This window comes from Paenibacillus sp. P3E (assembly GCF_001909045.1).
Classification (GTDB): domain Bacteria; phylum Bacillota; class Bacilli; order Paenibacillales; family Paenibacillaceae; genus Paenibacillus_AQ; species Paenibacillus_AQ helianthi.
In genome coordinates this window covers 1-20,971 of record NZ_LVWH01000201.1, presented here as the reverse complement: position 1 = coordinate 20,971, position 20,971 = coordinate 1, and the positions used below count along the sequence as shown (strand labels likewise).

At 49.0% G+C, this 20,971-nt stretch carries 17 protein-coding genes; 12 read left to right on the top strand and 5 right to left on the bottom strand.

The features are described 5' to 3' along the window. Positions 1–559 precede the first annotated feature (559 nt). The 5 genes from A3842_RS25080 (at position 560) to A3842_RS25060 (ending at position 6,633) form a co-directional block, all read left to right on the top strand. Positions 560–3,295, top strand: coding sequence for a GH36-type glycosyl hydrolase domain-containing protein (locus tag A3842_RS25080; RefSeq protein ID WP_074103116.1), 2,736 nt, complete (start codon positions 560–562; stop codon positions 3,293–3,295). A 280-nt stretch (positions 3,296–3,575) separates the two neighbouring features. Continuing rightward, positions 3,576–4,460: a hypothetical protein gene (locus A3842_RS25075; protein ID WP_074103115.1), complete on the top strand. Its 885-nt coding sequence runs from the start codon at positions 3,576–3,578 to the stop codon at positions 4,458–4,460. A 105-nt stretch (positions 4,461–4,565) separates the two neighbouring features. Next, positions 4,566–5,657 carry a 3-phosphoserine/phosphohydroxythreonine transaminase gene (gene serC / locus A3842_RS25070; RefSeq protein ID WP_074084733.1) on the top strand — a complete coding sequence of 364 codons (1,092 nt, stop codon included), beginning with the start codon at positions 4,566–4,568 and terminating at the stop codon, positions 5,655–5,657. Between the two features lie 133 nt (positions 5,658–5,790). After that, a complete protein-coding gene (gene trmL, locus A3842_RS25065; RefSeq protein WP_074084624.1) occupies positions 5,791–6,255 on the top strand; it encodes a tRNA (uridine(34)/cytosine(34)/5-carboxymethylaminomethyluridine(34)-2'-O)-methyltransferase TrmL in 465 nt (154 codons plus the stop codon). 123 nt (positions 6,256–6,378) lie between these two features. Then, positions 6,379–6,633, top strand: a complete 255-nt coding sequence (locus tag A3842_RS25060) for an AbrB/MazE/SpoVT family DNA-binding domain-containing protein (RefSeq protein WP_025706451.1) — start codon at positions 6,379–6,381, stop codon at positions 6,631–6,633. 429 nt (positions 6,634–7,062) lie between these two features. Here the strand turns inward: A3842_RS25060 and A3842_RS25055 are convergent, their stop codons facing one another. Together A3842_RS25055 and A3842_RS25050 are read right to left on the bottom strand one after the other, a co-directional pair. Then, the gene (locus A3842_RS25055) at positions 7,063–8,130 is read right to left on the bottom strand and encodes a phosphodiester glycosidase family protein (RefSeq protein ID WP_074103114.1); all 1,068 of its coding nucleotides are present in this window, start codon (positions 8,128–8,130) and stop codon (positions 7,063–7,065) included. After that, entirely contained in the window at positions 8,127–8,534 is a 408-nt protein-coding gene (locus A3842_RS25050; protein ID WP_074084622.1) for a hypothetical protein, read from the bottom strand. Before A3842_RS25050 ends, A3842_RS25055 begins: the two co-directional genes overlap by 4 nt. A 281-nt stretch (positions 8,535–8,815) precedes the next feature. On the opposite strand from A3842_RS25050, the gene A3842_RS25045 reads away from it, so the two are divergent. Together A3842_RS25045 and A3842_RS25040 are read left to right on the top strand one after the other, a co-directional pair. Continuing rightward, the gene (locus tag A3842_RS25045) at positions 8,816–9,472 is read left to right on the top strand and encodes a response regulator transcription factor (protein WP_074084621.1); all 657 of its coding nucleotides are present in this window, start codon (positions 8,816–8,818) and stop codon (positions 9,470–9,472) included. A 68-nt stretch (positions 9,473–9,540) separates the two neighbouring features. Beyond that, positions 9,541–10,758 (top strand): aminotransferase-like domain-containing protein, encoded by a 1,218-nt coding sequence (locus A3842_RS25040; RefSeq protein WP_074084620.1) that lies wholly within the window; start codon positions 9,541–9,543, stop codon positions 10,756–10,758. A gap of 298 nt (positions 10,759–11,056) precedes the next feature. Here the strand turns inward: A3842_RS25040 and A3842_RS25035 are convergent, their stop codons facing one another. Further along, positions 11,057–11,881, bottom strand: a complete 825-nt coding sequence (locus A3842_RS25035; RefSeq protein WP_074103113.1) for a DUF2161 family putative PD-(D/E)XK-type phosphodiesterase — start codon at positions 11,879–11,881, stop codon at positions 11,057–11,059. Between the two features lie 174 nt (positions 11,882–12,055). Here A3842_RS25035 and A3842_RS25030 point away from each other — a divergent pair, with 174 nt between their 5' ends. After that, positions 12,056–13,951, top strand: coding sequence for a PrkA family serine protein kinase (locus A3842_RS25030; RefSeq protein WP_074103112.1), 1,896 nt, complete (start codon positions 12,056–12,058; stop codon positions 13,949–13,951). A gap of 257 nt (positions 13,952–14,208) precedes the next feature. On the opposite strand, the gene A3842_RS25025 is transcribed toward A3842_RS25030, so the two are convergent. After that, positions 14,209–14,943, bottom strand: coding sequence for a hypothetical protein (locus A3842_RS25025; RefSeq protein WP_074084617.1), 735 nt, complete (start codon positions 14,941–14,943; stop codon positions 14,209–14,211). Positions 14,944–15,359: 416 nt separating this feature from the next. Between A3842_RS25025 and A3842_RS25020 the strand changes: the two genes are divergently transcribed. The 4 genes from A3842_RS25020 to A3842_RS25005 all read left to right on the top strand — a co-directional run bounded on the left by A3842_RS25020 (position 15,360) and on the right by A3842_RS25005 (position 19,482). Beyond that, positions 15,360–15,719 carry a hypothetical protein gene (locus A3842_RS25020; protein ID WP_074103111.1) on the top strand — a complete coding sequence of 120 codons (360 nt, stop codon included), beginning with the start codon at positions 15,360–15,362 and terminating at the stop codon, positions 15,717–15,719. A gap of 263 nt (positions 15,720–15,982) precedes the next feature. Then, positions 15,983–17,134, top strand: a complete 1,152-nt coding sequence (locus A3842_RS25015; RefSeq protein ID WP_143186366.1) for a TcaA NTF2-like domain-containing protein — start codon at positions 15,983–15,985, stop codon at positions 17,132–17,134. Positions 17,135–17,511: 377 nt separating this feature from the next. Continuing rightward, entirely contained in the window at positions 17,512–18,354 is an 843-nt protein-coding gene (locus A3842_RS25010; protein WP_074103109.1) for a tyrosine-type recombinase/integrase, read from the top strand. Between the two features lie 183 nt (positions 18,355–18,537). Continuing rightward, positions 18,538–19,482, top strand: a complete 945-nt coding sequence (locus A3842_RS25005) for an aminoglycoside phosphotransferase family protein (RefSeq protein WP_074103108.1) — start codon at positions 18,538–18,540, stop codon at positions 19,480–19,482. A 424-nt stretch (positions 19,483–19,906) separates the two neighbouring features. Here A3842_RS25005 and A3842_RS25000 read toward each other — a convergent pair whose 3' ends face one another. Continuing rightward, positions 19,907–20,830 (bottom strand): hypothetical protein, encoded by a 924-nt coding sequence (locus tag A3842_RS25000; protein WP_074103107.1) that lies wholly within the window; start codon positions 20,828–20,830, stop codon positions 19,907–19,909. Positions 20,831–20,971 lie beyond the last annotated feature (141 nt).

The window sequence follows — 20,971 nt, the reverse complement described above, 5'->3', positions numbered from 1 at the left end:
ATGAAGCCGCTGAGCGACTCTCTATTGGCTTTACAGCGGCGCAGTGGTGCAATTATGAAGCAAAGGCTTTGAGGCCGTAGCGAGGGCGTCAGCGGCTTCTGGAATCACACCGGGGGCTTCGAGGAATGTGTGAATCCGATTTGTTTACAATCTCCCTGTAGAGAAGAGGGGAGTTAGCTTGGGCAGTTACATGATCAAAGGCGCTGGAACAGAAGATTAGTTTCTGTTTTCGGGATTTTTCGTAAAATCCACCCGTGAAAGTCCATAACTTTCATCTGATAATTTGTGTTACGCTTACATAGAAACGATTTACATGTGATTAATGAAAATATTACTAATTACTTACTCGGGAAATAGCCTATTTCATTCAGTAGATGACTATTTACGAAAATGGTTTCGATTATCTGAACTACACATATGATATGGAGTATACCTGTGTTTACGGGGTTTTATAGAAATAATTGATGCCGTAGAAATAACTTTACAAAGAAATCCTACGGTGTGATAATAAAAATCGAAACCGGTTTCTGTAATACGAGCGGTAGAAAGGATGAATTCAATGAATCAAAAGGGAACGGGATGGATTTTTAACGGGAATAATGGGGATTTCAGTCTGAAGCAGCCAGACCACAGCAGCTTTTTATATTTTCCTCTGGTGAATGAGGGGGGCATGATGTCTTCCGTCAGCCCTAAGCTTCACGGTCAGGTCACTTCGGGCCATAATACCTTTCTGACACCCCCCTTGTCGGTGGAGGACCTGCATAACTCACGAGCTTCCCGCAATTTCTGGGTCTATGTGGAAGGTAAAGGCGCCTGGTCAGCAGCAGGGAATTCCGCCCGGCAAAATGCCAAGATGTATGGTGATGAAGCTGACAATGCCGTATTGGAAGCCGGATTGCTGTGGCACCGCGTGACCCGTGAGAGCCGGGAGTTAGGGATCAAGGCAGTAATCACCAGTTATGTACCGGCGGGTAACGATAAAGTGGAGCTTATGAAGGTTGTGCTCACTAATTCCTCGGCAGAGGAAACCATAATAACGCCGACAGCGGCGGTTCCATTGTATGCGCGTTCAGCGGACGATCTGCGCGACCATCGACATGTCACTTCACTGCTGAACCGGATTTATACCTCTGCGCATGGCGTTGAAGTACAACCGGCTCTTTCTTTCGATGAGCGTGGGCACCGGGTCAATCACACCTCTTATGGGGTGTTTGGGGCCGTAGAAGGCGGAGGGCAGCCCGTTGGATTCTTCCCGGTACAGGAGGAATTCATCGGTGAAGGCGGGAGTTTGGATTGGCCGGAAGCGGTGGTAATGAATCTGGAACCGCAAGTCGGAGCAGGTGGAGGTGTGCATAAGGAAGGCTACGAAGCGCTTGGAGGGCTGCGGTTTGCCACGGTAGCTTTACAGCCAGGCCAGAGTATTTCTTATGTGGTTTTGCTGGCTATCGGCAATGATAGAATCGATATTTCGGCGTTGATGGAGAAATACGGCTCCATCGATGCTTTTGATAATAGACTTCAGGAAAATAAATCGTTCTGGGCGGATAAGGTGAATACGGTGGAGTTCCATACCAGCGACCCGGCTGCGGACCAGTGGATGAAATGGGTCACACTGCAGCCGGTGCTGCGCAGACTTTATGGCAATTCTTTTTTACCGTATCATGATTATGGACGGGGTGGCCGTGGTTGGCGTGATCTCTGGCAAGATTGTCTGGCGCTGCTGATCATGGAACCGGCGGATGTCCGCAGTCTGCTGCTGAATAACTATGCCGGTGTGAGAATTGACGGCAGCAATGCAACGATTATCGGCCAGCAGCCGGGTGAGTTCATTGCCGACCGAAACAATATTCCGCGCGTGTGGATGGACCACGGGGCTTGGCCGTTCCTAACAACCATGCTGTATCTGGATCAGAGCGGAGATCTGGACTTCCTGTTTGAGCAGCAGAGCTATTTCCGTGATTCGTTCATGGCCCGCTGCAGGGAGCGCGATACTTCCTGGGATGTGTCCGCTGGCAGTACTCTTCAAACCATGAACGGAGAGCAATATTCGGGGACGATCCTGGAGCATATTCTGCTACAGAATCTGGTTCCGTTCTTCAACGTGGGCGAACACAACAATATTCTGTTGGAAGGCGCTGACTGGAATGACGGGCTTGATATGGCGGCACAGCGTGGTGAGAGTGTCACCTTCACTTCCTTCTACGCCAGTAATCTGCTGGATCTCTCCCGTTTGCTGCGCACGCTGAAAGAGTACAAAGGGCTTGAAATGCTGGAGCTGGCAGAAGAAATAACGCTGCTGCTGGATTCATTGCATGAAGCGGTGGATTATGAGTCCGTATCTGCCAAGCTTGCGCTCCTCGACCGGTACTATGCTGCTGCACCCAACAAGGTGAGCGGTAGACGTGCAGAGCTTGCTGTGGAAAAGGTGGCGGATGATCTGGCTCATAAAGCAGAGTGGATATTCGAACATCTGCGCCGGAGCGAGTGGATACAGAGCGGACAAGGAGACGGCTGGTTCAATGGCTATTATAATAATGACAGCGAACGTGTCGAGGGAGAATTCGAAAACAATGTCCGAATGACACTGACGGGGCAGGTGTTCCCGCTCCTCGGCCATGCGGCCTCACCTGAGCAGATTCCGCAGATCATTGCAGCCGTGGAGCGCAATCTGTATGATGAGAAAATCGGGTACCGGCTGAATTCGAACTTTGGCGGCATTCAGCAGAATTTGGGCCGTGCATTCGGGTTTGCTTTTGGGCACAAAGAGAACGGAGCTATGTTCAGCCATATGACAGTGATGTACGGGAACGCACTTTATAAGCGCGGCTATGTTAAAGAAGGACGCAAGGTGCTGGATTCACTGTACAGCCTGAGCGCCAATTTCGAACTCAGCCGGATGTACCCCGGCATTCCCGAGTACATTAATGAACAGGGCAGAGGGATGTACACGTATTTGACCGGCTCCGCAAGCTGGATGCTGCTGACTATGGTGACCGAGGTGTTCGGCGTCAAAGGCAAACTGGGTGATCTGCTTCTTCAGCCCAAGCTGATGAAAGAGCAGTTCGATAAGGAAGGCCAGGCGTCGATCAAGACAATATTCGCGGAACGTGTGCTGGAGGTCGTATACGTGTCCACAAGCCGCGCAGATTACGGAGAGTACCAAATACATTCGGCTATGCTCAACGGCGCTGAGGTGACGCTTCAGCGCGTCTCAGAGGGTGTCGTGATTCCCCGCAGCCTGCTGACAGCCTTGCCGGAAGGAGAGGTTCACCTCCTGCGGGTGGAGCTGGTCTAGCAGGATAAATAGAAGAAGCGCCAGGTTGGCCGGATCTACGGCGGCAGGCGCTTTTTTCCTGAAAGATAAGAATTTATATGTTACGCGCAATAGATGATCCTTCTCTTTCTCGCTGAAACGGATGCTGCCCTTATAAGGACAGCGTAGCCGTTTCCACTTGAATACACAGACGTTTGGCAACATACGTTACCGAAAAGAGTAGCGTTTGGATGAATGTTATGGTTAATAATAAGAATAGGCTAAGTCAAGACTAGCAGTTGTAGAAAGGAAGGTTTCAAAGATGGCTTACAGTCTTACAAATGGCATTCTTAAGGTGGATATTGCCGATGTCGGGGAGTATAGCGGTACCCGCTTCGATTGGACCGGATTTATTACAGGGGTGACTTTACTGCAGGGGCAGCATACCTTTGGCGTACCGGAGAGCCTGGTTCCAGGTCAAGGAAGCGGCGGTATGGGCTTCTGTAATGAGTTCGGCATTTCCCGGGCAATTGGTTATGAGGAAGCAGAGGTTGGCGAGTGGTTTCCGAAGCTCGGGGTTGGGCTGCTGCAGAAGGTAAGCGATGCGCCCTACGATTTTTTCGGGAGCTATCCTCTGATTCCTTTTGAGGTTGAAGAGGAACGGAGCGCGGTGTCTGTTACATATACCGTTCAGCCAATGGAGTGCAGGGGGTACAGCATGCTTTTGAGCAAGACTATTATGCTGCAACAAGACCGGCTGAACATTCACTACACGCTGGAGAACAAGGGAGACAAACCTCTGCATACCGAAGAGTACATCCATAACTTTGTGGGGATTAACGGTGCAAATGTCGGACCGGACTACGAGCTTAGAATCCCGGCCGGACTGAGAGTGGAAGATCCGGAATCGTCGTATACGGCAGATCTGCTGGCGGTATCGGGCAATACCCTCAGCTGGAGGGCAGAGCCTGACCGTTCATTCTACTGCAAGCTGGCAGGCCAGGAGCAAGGAGAGGCCGACTGCTTCTGGGAACTGCGGTATTCCCCGGGTGGGGTCGCTGTGAAGGAGAGTGGAGATTTCACAGCTGAGCGGATGGCGCTGTGGGGTGAAAAACATGTAATTTCTCCCGAGGTTTTTGCGGACATCAGTATTTTACCGCGTCACAGCAAGCATTGGAGCCGCAGCTTCCAATTTTTCAACTTCTAATACCTGCGATCTTCCCTCCTATGTGAATAATTATACTTGATGGTGTGTGAGATTATTGCTATCATAGCGATATCCATATTCATAGGAGAGAAAGGGTGGGGAGCAATTTTGAACAAGAGAGCATACAATTTTAACGCAGGTCCGGCGGCACTGCCGCTTACAGTACTTGAACGCGCACAAGCGGAGTTTGTTGATTTCCGGGAAAGCGGAATGTCCATTATGGAGATGTCGCACCGCGGGGCAATATACGAATCCGTGCATAATGAAGCGCAGGAACGTCTGCTTTCGCTCCTCGGCAATCCTAAAGGCTACAAGGTTCTGTTCATTCAAGGTGGAGCAAGCACACAGTTCGCCATGATCCCGATGAACTTTATCTCTGAAGGTCAGGTAGGCAGCTATGTTATGACAGGAAGCTGGGCGGAGAAGGCTTTCAAGGAAGCGAAGCTTGTTGGGGGCGCACATGTCGCCGCTTCTTCCGAAGACAAGAAGTTCCTGGCCATTCCAGAGCTGAGCAGCATCAAGGCAGCAGACAATGCAGCTTATCTGCACATTACGTCGAATGAGACGATTGAAGGTACGCAGTACGCGGAGTATCCGGATGCCGGTTCCATTCCACTGATCGCGGATATGTCCAGTGACATTCTCAGCCGTTCCTTTGACGTGAATCAATTCGGGCTGATCTATGCCGGTGCGCAGAAAAATCTTGGACCTTCCGGTGTAACCGTAGTGATTGTTAAGGAAGAGCTGATTGCCAAGTCTCCTTCGAACATTCCAACGATCCTGCGTTATGATACACACTCGAAGAACAACTCTTTGTACAATACACCACCATCATTCTCTGTATATATGGTTAACGAAGTGTTAAAATGGATTGAGGAGCAAGGCGGGCTGGCCGGCATTGAAGTCAAGAACCGCGATAAAGCAGGCCTGCTGTATGACCATATCGATGGCAGCGACGGTTTCTACCGCGGAGTTGCAGAAGCAGGCAGCCGTTCCATTATGAACGTTACCTTCCGGATGCAGTCAGAAGAGCTGGAGAAGCAATTTGTCAAAGCAGCCGAGCAGGAAGGTTTTGTTGGGCTGAAGGGACACCGCAGTGTTGGGGGCTTACGCGCTTCCATATACAACGCTGTTCCTTACGAGAGCGTAAAGGCGCTATCTGATTTCATGAAGCATTTCCGGCAAACTCAAGGTTAATGAATGCAGATTTTGCGGCCTTCCGCCAACAGGCGGAAGGTTTTCTGCTTTGAAATAGTCCCATTACCCGGCCGCCATGCCTCCTACACACACCAATAGGCCGTTGAGCCTGCAGAGAGGAAGTTCATACCTTATGGCATTACACATTGTGCTGGTGGAGCCGGAGATCCCGGCCAACACCGGCAATATCGCCCGTACCTGTGCAGCTACAGGCACCCACCTTCATCTGGTGCGTCCGCTCGGCTTCCGTACAGACGATGCCACGTTAAAGCGTGCCGGCCTGGATTATTGGCATGCGGTGCACATCGAATATCATGACTCCTTTGCGGAAGTGCTGGAAAAGTATGCAGATGGCCGTTTCTTTTATGCCACAACGAAGGCGGACAAGCGCTACAGCGATTTCACGTTCCGGGATGGGGATTTTTTTGTATTCGGCAAGGAAACCAAAGGCTTGTCTCCGGAGATTCTGGAAGCTGGCAAGGAAACCGTCATGCGTATGCCGATGAGTGAAGCGGTAAGATCGTTGAACTTATCGAATTCAGCGGCAATTATTGTCTATGAAGCACTGCGGCAGATGGATTTTCCGCAACTGTTCTAAAAGAAAACATGATTTTTTAATTTTTTCAGCAGGATTCGACATTTTGATAACGAAATAGTTGAATAGTGCCGAAATAAGTAGTAGCTACTAATTTTTAGTTGAACAGGAGAGTGTAAGTTAGATATGAAACCTGCTGGCGTAGTTCGAAAAGTAGATCAGCTGGGTAGAATTGTTCTGCCTAAGTCCCTGCGTAAAAGGTATCAAATGAATGAAGGTGATCCTGTAGAAATCCTGGTGCAAGGCGACCATATCATTCTGGAGCGTTACCGTCCCAAATGTGTCTTTTGCGGATCAATGGAAGGCGTAAGCGAATATAAGGATCGTTATATTTGTGCTGATTGCCTGACGGAAATGACCCAATTGCCAAGACACGCCTAGATCAGAACGGACATTTCAGTAGAATGTGCAAGAGGCAACATGTACATAGAAAAGGCATCAAATTGCGCCTCTTGCGGGAACACCCACTCCAGACGTTGCTTCAAAAGTGGGCTGCAGCCAAGCGGCGACTGCTGTACTGACCAAGGACCCTGACCGTCCCTAAGGGATAGAAGGGATTGTTCCCCCAAAAAAAGCGCCGCACATTTGTGCGGCGCTTTTTTTTACAGGCCATTGGTCTTGTCATCGTTGTACGAAGCAGTAAGGATACCGGCAAGAAACAACAGGAACACAAGGGTGATAATCCAGAAAGTCAGAGAAAACGACATGCGTGCACCTCCGTGAGTGACTGTATTCGTTTTCCTAATTATAACCCCCAGTCTTCCAAAAATAAACGTAAATGTGATCTGCCTCATTGACATTACATAATATTTATCTAAAGAAGAGGAAGTTAGTAGGAACCTTGCGCAGGTTTCCATCCGACGGCCGGTTAATGACCCGTCCATTGAAAATCAGCGAGGAGGATCCGCCGCCATCCAGATTGTAGGCATCAATGACGCCCATGCTCCATAGCTTGTTCTGAAGCTCCGCCAGAGTCGCTCCGGAGTTGCCATTTTCATTATAGCCGTCAGCTACCATGATCAGCATCTGGTCATCCTTATACTTGCCAATAACCGTGCGGGGGGCACGTTTGGGAGACAACTGCCATTTGGATGGAATGGGCATCTTGGTGCTGTTCTTCAGCAGGACCGGGACAAAAGTGGCGCCGAAGACCGGACGCAATTGGTCCAGCTGGGTCCGGCTATAGAATTGGCCGCCGATCAGCTGGCCGGATGCGTTCAGACCCACAAAGCTGAGATCCTTATAGCTGGATTCGAAGCCGTATAAGTACTGACCGCCGACGACCGTTGTGGAGAGCGGGTAGCGCTTGCCGTCCTGGTCAGCAAAGCCTCCGGCGTTGATGCCGGCAGTCGCACCATAGCGGTTCACGGCCTGCATTGTCGTTTCTGCTGCGCCTTTGCCGTCACCGGCCAGACTCATTTTCATGGCGGTAGGGTCTTTAAGTTTTACTTTTAAAGCGTAGGCTGTATAGTTGCCGGGGTTCAGCCGGTAGAGTTCAATCGTAATCCGGTTGCTTTGCACGACATCGGCAGGAATCCCCAGCCTGGAGGTAATCCGGCGGTTGTAGATTTGTTCCGGCCGCGGGGTTTGGGACTTGGCCATGTGAACCAGCGCATTCATGGCATTTGTAGTCTGATTATACAGCTTCGCACTGGCACCGATGGAATGTATGGTAGTTGAGGCCGATGCTTGAGCGGCGGTTAAATCAGTCAGCAGCGCGGCCGTTTCCTTGACGGGTCCGGGTTCCGCAGTGAACTTTCCTGTACCCAGGTTCAGTTCAAGAGGTGGCTGATACCACCATAAACAGAGGAGCAAGCCGAAAAATGGCGCGGTCAGAAGCATGAAAAAACGGTTAACTCGTTTAACCGGTGTCATCATTTCAACAGATCCATTTCTTTTTGCAGTGCAGCCAGTTGTTTGCGCACCTCGTTCAACTGGGTGTACAGCTTGTTGCTGTTATCTGTTTTGTTGTTGGCATTATCTTTGGTGAAGGTAAGAAGTTCGTTAAAGGTCTGCACAGTGTTCTGCAAATCCTTTACTTGCTGGGATATAACGTCAATTCGCGACTCGTAATCGGTCTTCAAAACGGTAAGCTGTTGCTGGCTTTGGGTGCCGAGTTCGCTCAGCACTTGTTCCTTAAGATGGTTGGTGTAGCTGTACACGGCGTAAAATCCGAGTCCGATCATCAAAATCCAGAACAGTAAAAACCATTTTACGGAAGATCGGCTTCTCGCTGCAGTAGAGCGCGAGTGTATCGGCGTCGATTCCGCTAGCGGTTGCATGTGATCACCTCAGGCAAATTTTTTTTAAGTTCTTATTCTATCAGACTTTTACTATTTTCGCAAAAGTGAAAAGGCTTATGAAAACATGAAAAAGTAATTGCACTCTATTAAACTACTGCGATACAATTTCTATAGATTGGAAGTTATGAGGGGCGTATTCAAGGGAAAAGAAGGGAATATTGATAAGACATCAGGTAGCCTTGCTTACGTACCGACAGGAAACGCTATGGCGCTTCCCTTTCTGGGTAAATATATATAGTTAGCAGGAGGACTGGGCATTAATGATGAAGGTGTGGCGGGTGGTCATCGTGGGGTGTCATCCCACAAGTATGCTGGGAACAAAATTAATTTTGGAGGAAGAACAAGAGATTGAGGTTGTGGGCATGTTCTCCACATGGAACGAGGCTGTCTACACAGTACAACAACAGCAGCCGGATTTGGTGCTGACCGATTATGAAATGCCGGAGGGCAAGGTCGAGGGTGCGCTGGTAGAGATGAAGCAGAGCTCGAAAGGCACCCATTTCATTATCATGACGGAGGAAGAGGACAGCGACCTGTTCCAGCCGCTCATGGAGCTGGGTGCCAGCGGCGTGTTGTCCAAGGGGGCTTCTCCAAGGCAACTGCTGCAAATGATAGGCGGGCTGCGTGAAGGATTTCTCTCCATTCCGCTGAACTGGGTGGAGAAAGGGCTTCGGCCGATGACAACATCCCGGGGTCTGGATGGGCTGCTACAGCTGACCCAGACGGAGACGTTCATCATGGAACGGATTGTTCAGGGAATTACATACGATAAAATTGCTCTTGAAATTGAAGTCAGCCGCCGTTCGATTGATAATTATTTGAGGAAAATATATGTGAAGCTGGAGGTCTCTACAAGAGCACAGGCGATTGAGAAGTTCGCTCTTTTCTCCAGACAAAACAAGCAAATGTACGCATAACCCAAGCATGACGACATATTGCAGGCCCGGAAGGAATATTCTTGGTACCAGGGAGAAGGGGGGAGCATATGAAATATGAGTTTTCTGCCCGCGCACATACATTGAACTCATCACCACTGCTGAGCATTCGTACAGAGACACGCAGGGGTACGTTGATTTCACTGGCCGAAGAACTGCCGGCCGAAGAATTGTTTCCATTGTCTCTGCTGGCCGAAGCAGCTTCCACAGTGATCTCGGATGATGCTGGAGCGCTGCAATATGGCGATCCTGAAGGGTATGCACCGCTTCGTGAATGGTTAACCGGAGACTGGCTGAAGGCTAAGGGTGTGAGTGTTGCCGAAGGCGGAGTTCTTCTGACAACGGGAAGCCAACAAGCGATTGATCTGTTGTCCAGGGTCTATATTGATCCGGGAGACCGCGTACTGGTGGAGAACCCGACATCTCCGGGAATTCTGCAGGTATTGCGGATGCAGGGTGCGGTGATTATTCCAGTCCGTGGTGACCGGGACGGGCTGCTGCCGGAGCATCTGCGGACACAAATCCGCCTGCATCGGCCTAAGATGCTGTTCGCTACGCCGAGCTTTACGAATCCGAGCGGAATGTTATGGAGCCTGGCCAGACGCAAGGAAGTGCTGGAGTTGTGTACCTCTCATAACCTGCTAATCGTTGAGGATGATTCTTATGGTGATCTTCATTTTCAGAGGTATAGCGAACATCCTTCAGTGAAGTATCCGTCGCTGTACGCGCTTGAGAATGTCAGTGAGGGTGGCCATGTGCTCTACATTGGCTCCTTCAGCAAGACCGTTGCACCTGCCCTGCGGACGGGCTGGGCGGCAGGCAGCCGTGAGCTGATCGGAATGATGGCTGCCGCGAAGCAAATGGCCGATTGGCAGTCCAGCTCGCTGAACCAGCGGCTGCTGCATCATCTGCTGGATGTGACCGCTTTTGACCTGCGCGAGCATATTACACTGTTGAACCGCGAATACAACACCCGTCTGAAGCTGATGGCGGAGCTGCTCAAGCGTCCTGCATGGAAGAGCAGCAGCTATGATCTGCCTGCTGGCGGCATGTTCCTGTGGGTGACGCTGCCGGAGGGCTTGGATGCGATGGCACTCCTGAAGGCTTCGCTGGCTAAAGGCGTGGCCTTTCTGCCCGGCCCGCTGTGCAGTGTCAGTGGGGGGCACGGATATATCCGTCTCAACTTCAGCCATCCCGGACGGGATGAGCTGCTGCTGGGCATGAATCTGATGAGCGAGGCAGTGACCGAGTTTACGGCCCGGAGCTGATTGGGGGAAGCTGGGAATAGGGATGTCATTGCTTGTACCAGCTTTTGCAGATGGTCGAGGGATATGGAACTGCCATAGGCACCTGGGATGAGGTGAATTCCCTGCTGCCTGTGCGTAAAGGAGTGGCGTACAGGCTGGGAATGTAGGTGTGCTGCAACTGGAAATTCAGTAAGCCTGGACAAAAGAATAAAGCGGGAGAGCGCTTCCGCTGCCCAAAACAAAAAGGCGATCCTGATCAGACGCCTTTTTGTTTTGGCGTGCTTAGAGGCACGCATTTTCCCTGCAAAAGTGGGCAGACTTACAGCTTGCCCGCGCTGATCTCTGCGATCGCGGCATATTCGATCAATGCCGCGGTTCCGGCGGCCGTGAGCGTGTAGCGGCCGCGCCCCACCCGGAAGAACCACCCGTAGTAGTTCTTCTGCAGGAACGCGGCGGCGCCCGGCACGCCGCTTCTCTTGCGCAGCTCGGCGGGGGTCACGCCGAGCGGTGCCTCCGCCCGGCTGTGCGCAGCCGCCGGGTCTGCCCCTGGCGCGCCGCTCCGCGCAGCGCGCCTTGCCCCGGCGAGGCCGGCCGCGTGAGCTGCTTCGGCCTCGGCCGCCTGCAGCGCGAGGGCCACGCGCAGCGCCTTCTCGCGGTAGGCTGTCACGAGCTTGACGCGCGTGCTGCCGCCGGTGTTGTAGTCCCCGCTGCGCTCGCGGAACTCATAGAGCAGCCGCTCGCGCCGGCGTGCGCCGCTGCGGACCTGCGGCGGCGCGTCGCCCGGCTCCGCGAGCACCTCGACCAGCGGAGCCTTGGTCTTGTAGAAGACCACGGTGATCAGCCCGAGGCCGAGGCGGCGGCATAGCCCGGTAAGCTCGCCCCAGCGCTGGTTCACCGCGCCTTTTTTGTCCCGCACGCGTTCTACCGCAAGGTAGACATTGGGACTGAGCCGGAGTCGTTCAACCCCCTGCAGCAGCAGGGCGAGGTTGAATGATTTTTTCATCTCCACAATCAGTGGCAGCTCCTCATCCTCCCGCAGGCCCACCAGATCGCAGGTCCGCACCTCGCCTTTGATGGCATACCCCTGCTTCTCAAAAAAACTCTTCAACGGAGCATACAGCTCCGTTTCATGCTTAACCGCCATAGTTGTCACTCCTGCGCCCCATTTTACAGGAATATGCATTTTCCTGGTTTATTAACGATTCTCTATTATAGCACAGCAAAAAAGAGGTCAACTATTCCGGGCCCGCCGCATAGTTATGTAATACACTTTCTAAGCTGGTGGAGCAAGTAGGAGCGCAAGAGGAGGCAGCGAGCAATGGATATATTTGAGCGTATAGCTTCGTATCGGGCTGAGAACGACCGTTTGGCGTGGAGCGGCACCTTCAAGGAGTATATAGAACTGCTGAAAAAAGATCCCTCTCCCGCGAAAACGGCTCATTCCCGCGTATACGACATGATCAAGTCACACGGTGTAGAGGATATCAACGGACGCAAACGGTATAAGTTTTTTGAACAGGAGATCTTTGGACTCGATCGTGCGGTTGAGAAGCTCGTGGAGGAGTATTTCCATTCTGCCGCCCGGCGGCTGGATGTGCGCAAACGGATATTGCTGCTGATGGGACCGGTCAGCGGGGGCAAGTCGACACTGGTTACTCTGCTAAAGCGCGGGCTGGAGCAGTATTCGCGGACGGATGAAGGCGCAGTGTATGCCGTGGAAGGCTGCCCGATGCACGAAGATCCGCTGCATTTGATTCCGTTGGAGCTTCGTCCGGAGATCGAGCGGGAGCTGGGGGTGCGAATCGAAGGCAACCTGTGCCCGTCCTGTCAGATGCGGCTCAAAAATGAATATCATGGCGACATTGAACGGGTTAAGGTAGTGCGTGTGCTGTTGTCGGAAGAGGAGCGTGTCGGTATCGGGACCTTCAGTCCGTCCGATCCGAAATCGCAGGATATCGCCGACTTGACGGGCAGCATCGACTTTTCGACCATTACTGAATACGGTTCGGAATCCGATCCGCGCGCCTACCGCTTCGACGGGGAGCTGAACAAGGCCAACCGCGGGCTAATGGAGTTCCAGGAAATGCTCAAGTGCGACGAGAAATTCCTCTGGAACCTGCTGTCACTGACTCAGGAAGGGAACTTCAAAGCCGGCCGCTTCGCGTTGATCTCTGCCGATGAGATGATCATCGCGCACACGAATGAAACGGAATATAAATCCTTCATCTCGAATAAAAAGAACGAGGCGCTTCAGTCCCGCATGATTGTTATGCCCGTCCCTTATAACCTGAGAGTGTCTGAAGAAGAAAAAATCTACGCCAAACTCATTGCCCAAAGCGACATGAAGCATGTGCATATTGCCCCTCATGCGCTGCGCGCGGCGGCGATTTTCTCGATTCTGACCCGCCTCAAGGAGAGTAAGAAGCAGGGCATGGACCTGATCAAAAAGCTGCGCATGTACGACGGCGAAGAAGTGGAAGGCTACAAGGAAGCCGATCTCAAGGAAATGCAGACCGAATATCTGGACGAAGGCATGTCCGGCATTGATCCGCGGTATGTCATCAACCGGATTTCCAGTGCTTTGATCAAAGGCGATTTACAGTGCATGAACGCGCTGGATGTGCTGCGGGCAATCAAGGACGGCCTGGATCAGCATCCTTCGATTACGAAGGAGGAGCGCGAGCGTTATCTGAACTTCATTTCCATTGCCCGTAAGGAATATGACATTCTGGCCAAAAGCGAAGTGCAAAAGGCTTTTGTCTACTCTTTTGAGGAATCCGCCAAAACGCTGTTCGAGAATTACCTCGACAATATTGAAGCCTTCTGCAACTGGACCAAAATCCGCGATCCGCTCACGGATGAGGAGATGGAGCCGGATGAGCGGCTGATGCGCTCCATAGAAGAGCAGATCGGCATTTCCGAAAATGCCAAAAAAGCCTTCCGCGAGGAGATTCTGATCCGTATTTCCGCTTACTCCCGTAAAGGCAAAAAGTTCGAATACAACAACCATGACCGGCTGCGGGAAGCCATCGAGAAGAAGCTGTTCACCGATCTGAAGGATATTGTCAAAATCACCACCTCCTCCAAAACGCCGGATGAAAGCCAGCTGAAGCGCATCAACGAGGTTTCCAGACGCCTGATCGATGAACATTCCTATTGCCCGATCTGCGCCAACGAGCTGCTGAAATATGTCGGAAGCCTGCTGAACCGCTAAGAGAGTATTAGCCTGCAACTCAAAACTGACTGAGCATCTGCTTATCAGCCGGGTGGTTAGGTCATAAGTGAAACATGCAAGGACTGCCTGCTGGCGGTCCTTTTTTCCGTGAAATGATTTTTTCCTGCACCGGACCATTGAAGTTAAATCTAATGTACTGCTTGTCCCATAACAGGTATACTTGCATGTTCGGCGGTGTCAGAGGGGGGGCTGACCGCCCCCTCCTGCAACCTAACGAGGAGTTTTACTATGCTGACTTATTCCTGGGACTCCGTAGACTCCTTGGTGCCAGCGTCTTTGCCGCCAATCTTAAAGCCTAACTGTCCATTATATTTGCCTACCTGACCGGCAACCCCTAAGCCTGCACCTTGACCGCCGCCGAGTTGTGCCTTGGCATGGGCGCCGAGACCATGATCACCACCGAGCTGCAAATGGGTTTGAAGCCCTGCGCCTTGACTGAAGCCCAGATGTCCTTCGGCATCCGCACTCAGACCGTAGGCTCCACCGGCTTGCGCCCCCGTGTGAAAACCTGCGCCTTGACCCCCACCCAGCTGGGTTTTGGCCTGAGCGGCGACTCCGTACTTCCCTAGGGCCTGAGCTTCTGCACTCAGCCCCAGACCCTGGCTGCTGTTCAGATGGGTATTGCCTTGCGCCTGGATTCCATACGATGGAGCGCCGATGTGGCCGCCTGCATGCATACCCGCGCTGCCATAGTCAACATTCCCGCCAGCATTTAAGCCAATGCCGTGTTTGCCGCCTACTTCTCCTCCGGTATCTGCATGAATCCCTGGCCCGCTGCTCACGCCTGCGTTCAAATGCCCGCTCATCAGTTCTTGTGTTGCGGATTGGCTGTCTGACGGCTGTGCTGCCGGGCTGCTGTCTGAGCGGACCAGATGATAGTAATGAGAGTAAGGGTAGGGGGTGGAACGGGAGGAATAAGGATATGCGGATGGATAAGCCTGGCTGTTTGGATATTCATTCCCAAAGGTCATGTGGGATACCTCCATTATTCAATTAATTACAACAGCCTATTCAGGGTACCGTGGAAATGATACTGACTCTGGTGGGCGTTTGGGGATGATACATGCCGCGGTGCCGGGATGCCGGCTGTATGAAAAGAATAAAAGTGTGCCCGCCGGTAATCGGGGCACACTTTTTTTAATGCCTTTGTCAGGATGTTTTCAATAAACGTATAACAACTCTATTACACTTTCAATGCGCCAAAATGTACGACACAAAAGTCGGTTTAAACGACTTAACGGGAAACGATAGCTCAACAATCAGATCTATAGCGTAAAGACAGAAGGCTGCCGGCAGATCGGTAGCCTTTTAAGCTAACGGGCAGGATAGTTCCAATATGTGGTATTATTGAGTGAACATTAAAGAAGATTGATTGTGGGGGCCAGCAATGAAAACTCCTGAACTGTATGAATTAGAATACCTATTTGAATGTGATGCAAAGCTTAGTGATGACGCTATTCCATGGCAATATACAACAGTATCATTTCAAATAGTTAGGAATAATATAAAGGCTGTATTCGAGTTTGGAGAAGCAAGCCGAAGTGGCCAGTTAAGAATTTATTTTAAAACTGAAGAAATAAGCAAATACTACTTAGAAAATATCAGCACGATTCATATAAAGCAAGAAGTTAACTATGAATGTCTGACCATAGAGTTTGATGAAGAAAATTTCGTACTGCCCCTGGCTTTACAGACCAAACCATCAATTAAAACCTCTTGGGGAACATCGTTAGACTTAAATAGGTAAATCGTTACATCGTTACGTTAACGGTAATCAATACTCCAATTTTAGGTTGATTCTATTTCCAGTATTAAGGTTTATCCACGGTGTGAGAAGATCAGAACGAATTTACTCTATTATAGGAAAGTTGGTACTCTATGAGGTTAAGAATTGGCTTGCTCTTCTCCCTGTTTCTTATTTTTGGAGCTGGATTTCAATCATCGCTAGGTGCCGCTTCCGCCAAGTCAGTAAAACAGGCGGACAGGTGCTCTTTCCTGCCAGACAATGGCATGGAATTCGTACTTAATGATCCGTATATGGATCATGGCTATTTTTCTTTATTCTGCGGTATTTTTGTGAAGGATGGTCAACTGGCGGATCAGGCCATACTGAAGCTGAACGGGAACAGTTTAACTATTGCAAAGCAAGGAAAATCCTTTTTGAGGCTCCAGGCAACAAAAACAGGCACTTCCGTCATCCAAGCTGTTATGCCGGATGGAAGCGTGGTGTCACTGAACGTTTCGGTAATTTCCTCAGCTCTGGCGGAACAAAAACGTGATCCTCACAAACTTACGATCCAGGAAGCAGTGCGCCTGGTACGGCTGAAAGCAAATGATTTAGATGGACTATACGATTACACCGGCATGGATAAATATGGAGGTTATCATATTCAAGATGTGGTGACAGATGGAGAATACTTGGGCGAAGGCAGTAATTATTTTATCAATCCCGAAGAGGGAACCATGTACAATATTCTGAACGGTGCCTATGAAGATAATCTACTCTCCGACAAACATGACCCACCACTGGAGCCTAAAGCCATTGTTACCTTGTTGAAACAGCGGATTCTAAAGACCATTCCGGCAAATTTTGCGCTGCAGGATACCGGCAATTATGTCAGAGGAAACACTGAGTTTGGGCTGTATCCCCTGGTTAAATCCACTCACGGCCAGCTTGTGCCTGACACCTCCGTCTCGCCTTCTACCAGGTATCTGGTGAATCCGGGAACGGGTTATGTGTATGACCCAAACTTTCAATACATAGGAACGGTATTTAATTCAAAAATGAACCTTAGTAAGAACTGGAACATTTACGTCAATATGATGCTTAGAACTTATTACTACTCCATGAGTGATGCTGTCAATGAAAAGAGCATCAATTATCTCAACAGTATGTTGAAGCCCGGCAGCGCCATTGACAAGCAGCAGCGCAGTTTCGCTGCAGCGATGTATGCTTCCGGTACTAAGGAACAATTTGGACTATCCTATAGCATTGACCATACGGAAACCGTATCTGCCAAAATCGTCAAAATATACGTGACTGAAGAAACGCTGGTTACACCGAAGACTGGAAAGCCGTACACCGTTAAAGAGAAATGGATGTACCAGGCGGAGAAAGAAACGTATGCTTGGCGCTTCACGGCCATGAAGCGGTGGAAATAGGCCCCTGTAGAGTGAATCAAAACCTACTGAGATGATGCTGCTGCTGTTCCAAGCATTATTTAATTGGGAAATTCATCTTGGTGGTTGGGATGGACTTGGTTAGTATCATGGTCGAATTTTCCGAGTTATTAGGATTGAGTGTTCTTGTAGCATTGATGGCTGTTTTTTATGGAGGTAAGCTTTTTTTTAGCACATAAAAATAGTGATCAGCACTTCGGAGATTTAGACTATAATGCTCTTCATCCTCGGGTATTCGCCCCTCGGTCGATCAATCATTGCGCTAACGAGAAACGCTAGTTCAACACGGCTTGCAGATTATTAAAACCTCTCCTTAGAAGCAAACTAGATTTAATAGCTTCTAAAGGGGAGGTTTTGTTATGAACTTAAGTGAATTGTGGAGGTTGTATGAAGCTGACAAGCGCATTCAAGGATTCAGTACGAGAACATTAAAAGCATACGCCCTTCAGCACAAAATGTTGATGCAAGAGCTTGGCAATCTCGATATTACTGAAGTAACGTTAACCACGCTGAAGGATTACTTGGCAAAACAGGCTGATCGTTTGAAGCCAAGCAGCCTGGGTCATCGAATTAGGTTTGTTCGTTCTCTTTTCCGTTACGCTTATGAAGAGACGTATCTGACTTCAAATCCTTCTCTAAAACTGAGAGAACCAAAAATAGATAAGCGCATTCCTAAGTTTTTAATTGAGGAAGACGTCATACACTTAAAGATCTCTTGTCAGTCACTCAGGGAAAGAGCGCTGCTTGAGTTTCTCTACAGCACTGGTTGCCGGGTTGGGGAGGTGGAAAAGATCAACATCGAGGATCTTAACTGGGAGAACTGCTCAGCAATCGTTAATGGCAAGGGATCAAAGCAAAGAGAAGTTTACTTTACGACAGAGTGCAAAGTATGGTTAAAGAAGTACCTGTCCAGCCGTGAGGACTCCTGTAAAGCCTTATTTGTTACCGATACGAATCCAACAAAACGAATGGCCATACCTACGATCAGATGGGCCTTAAAACGGCTTGCAGATCGTGGAGAAATTGAAGCGAACGTATACCCGCATCGCTTTCGACATACTTATGCATGCCGGCTCCTTGATAACGGTGCTCCATTAGATTTCATCCAAGGTATGCTCGGTCACGAGAAAGCATCGACCACTCAAATCTACGCACAGCTCCGCGGCGAACGTCGGAGAGAACTATATCGACGATTCTTTTAGTTTTTTAACAGTGGCGGATCCCATTTAGAAATCCGCCGCTGTTCCACTAAAGGGCAGGATAGCTCAATAATTTCGCGAATATTCTCATATGGTGTTATTTACGAAGTTCGTAAATAAGACGTTAGGCGAAACCGCTTATTGATTTTGAAATAAATATAGCAGAATAAATAAGAGGGTGAAATCATGGAGCGATTAGAGATATACCCATTTGAATTTGAACTGCATGGATTCGTTCAAGATGTCATTGGACCATTCCAAATCATTTCTAATTATAGGCCCAAGAGTTTGAGAACGGGTGTTTGGAAGCTTCTTTCAAACGATGACAATAAATATTACTACTTAAAGACCTTTACTAGAAAGGAAAGATGGCACCCAGAAGTATACGCTTATAATAACTTGATTTACCATTTGAGACCATATGTACCGGAATTGATCAAGGTTTTTGAAGGTGACGGTTGGCAAGCAATATTGATCACTTCTATCGATGGTACGATCATGCGAGAAGCAGTATTAGATTTGAAAGCTGTTCAAGATGCTTATTGCAAGGTTGGAGAACTAACAAGATTATTACACAACTCGCAAACTGGTGAATGGTTTGGCCGTCCTGATAAAGATGGTAATCCTATTGAGCTGTATCATCATAAAGATCCAGTTAACTATGTCTATCAATCCATTGAAGATATTTCCAATAAATGTGTACGGGAAAGTTTGTTAGAATCTTCGGAATTTGAACTAGTAGAATGGGCACTTCAGAATGTAGGAGTTTTTGAACATACAAAGCCTGTTCCTATTAGTTGGGATTCTACGCCTGGTAATTGGTTAGTTAGCGAGAATGGTAATTTCGTCGGAATGATTGATTTCGAAAATATGTTATGGGGCATAGATGTTGACAACTTCTCTATTTTATTTGAAAGATATTTTTCTGACAACGATATTGCAATGAAGGCTTTTTTCAAAGGCTATGGACTTGAAGTACTAAAGGACAAAAAGGCACAAATAGAAATTTGCTGTATTAAGATGGCAATCGGTGATATTTATTGGGGGATCCAAACCAACTCACAGAGAGTTAGAATTTATGGACGAGATCTTATGAAACAAATATACAATAATACACTAATTATTTTGTGAGTTATTCGAAGAAGAAGCGGCATCGCCTAACAGCATTCACGCATCGGGCCATATGGCCCTCGGTCCGCGGGATGTTTTTCGAGGATTCAACTGACAATCCTCATCGGCTAAGTCTTACGCCCCGTTCGCTACGCTCACTTAAGCCGGTGAGGGTTCGTGAATTCGGGAACGTTACTCATATGGGTTGTTTGACAAGTCATTGCGCTAACGAGGAACGTTACTTAAATAGGATCACCGACTGTCGAGCAGACAGACGATCCTTTTTCTTTGTTGAAGTAACCGGCAGGATAGTTTGAGATCATTTGCGGTGAACCCTACCATAAGTAACGGCGAAAAATAGGGAGTATGCAGACACTCCCTTTGTGCTAACATTGTTTGTTATCAAATGTCTACTTCACAATAATCCAATAAAATGCATAAGTTTTCATTTAACACTTTTGAGGAAAAGTATATTAACAAGGACGCCGTTGCTCCTCCACCAATTTTTACTGACAGCCCATTGCTCTGGGTAGTCCGACCAACTCCAGGGAATATTCCATGAGCCGTCCTCAAGCTGAGTTTTCGCAATAAAGTCGCACTCGAAGTCCACAATTTCCTTGTTGTCGGGATAGAAAACGCTGTCCTTACTACATATAAACTGCGAGGGCTTACAGATGTATCCGTGTTCCCACTGTGCTGTATCCTTCGTGATGCTTGCCGAAACTACCTTACGCAATTTGCTTTCAAGGGATACAAGGTCAATAACGTCAGCGTGAGCCTCTTTGCAATACTCCATCATGCTGATATAACAGGCAGTTGTATGCATGTCGTTTTCCCGTTCACCGACTATCATCTGTTCGTATGCCTCCTTCACAATGCGGCAACCAAGCTGATACAGCTCACTTTCCTTTTCGGCAAAACGGACGATAAACCCAGCAAGACAAGCGGTTGGGTTGTAGTCATTGTGGCAGGTACTGTCGCTCTCGGTATGCCACCACGGAGCATGAGGATAATCGTTATTGCTTCTGACTGTGTTATACCAGAACTGACCGTTGAAATCCTTCTCATTTGCAAGATATTTGAGAATACCTTGAATAATCGGATGCAATGTATCGACAAATCCGATCTCTCGTAAAATCTCGGTTGCATTCCATGTCTGTATTGGCGAAGAATTTGGGTTCCATGAATCAGCTTCGAGAGCATGACCAAAACCGCCATCTTTGTTTTGGTAAAATGAAAGGGTATTAATTATGGCTTCTTTACTTCCATTTTCAAAATGATATTGCCATCTTGCTATATCGAGCGGTCTTGCATTGCGATATACAAATTCTCTTGCTTTTTCAAACATACCCATGATTTCACCCCGCATAATATAAATAACCCGTACTTCGCTTTATCCGCCAAATGTGTCATTTCACTATATTTAATACTAGATGTTCAATGATCAGATTACTATTGTAAACTTCACACTCTTATGGATATTATTTTTAGGAACACAAAAAGACACATC